Below are 631 nucleotides of genomic sequence, written 5' to 3' on the forward strand. Positions count from 1 at the left end.
CCAGCCCCAGTGCCAGCCACAGGTTGTCCGGTCGGGTCTGCAGCAGGCTGGCCAGGGTCTGCCGGGCCTGCGTGGCACCGCTGCGGCCGCCGCGCATGATCGCGAGGGCCTGGCCGTAGCGCTGGGCGTCGTTCAGGCCATCCTTCTGCCGCTTGGCCAGATCGGCATACTCGCGTTCCAGTTCAGGGGTGGAATCAGCGCTGAGCACACGCAGGCGCTCGCGCGCCCAGTCGAAGTCACCGCTGGCGCCGCGGGCGAGCTGGCCCATCGGAATGCGCAGCACGCTGCTGGGCAGCAGCGGGTTGTTTCCGCGCAGCATCGGCTCGGCCAGGCTCGGGTCGGCCGGATCGACCCGCTCCCTGCGCTCGCCACTGGGGGTGCTGGTGGTCAGCAGCACCGTGTCCTTCTTCATCTGGTCGGCGCGGGCCTTCGCCTCGCTGATGCGGGTGATGTTGACCGGATGGGTGCGCAGGAACTCGGGCACGCTGTAGCCGCCCTCGTTGCCGCGCATCGCCGAGGCCATCCGCTCGAAGAAGCCGGCCATGGCATCCACGTCGTAGCCGCTGCGCGAGAGGGTGCGGATGCCGAGGCGGTCGGCCTCGGACTCGTTGGAGCGGGTGTAGTTGATCTG

1 protein-coding gene is annotated in these 631 nt (G+C 70.0%); it reads right to left on the bottom strand.

Translation table 11 applies throughout. From position 1 onward, the window contains the following. A partial coding sequence (locus tag DAI20_RS19705; RefSeq protein ID WP_159085143.1) for a M48 family metalloprotease occupies window positions 1-631 on the bottom strand: 631 nt, incomplete at both ends.

The sequence above is a fragment of the Planctomonas deserti genome, assembly GCF_003067705.1.
Classification (GTDB): Bacteria; Actinomycetota; Actinomycetes; order Actinomycetales; family Microbacteriaceae; genus Planctomonas; species Planctomonas deserti.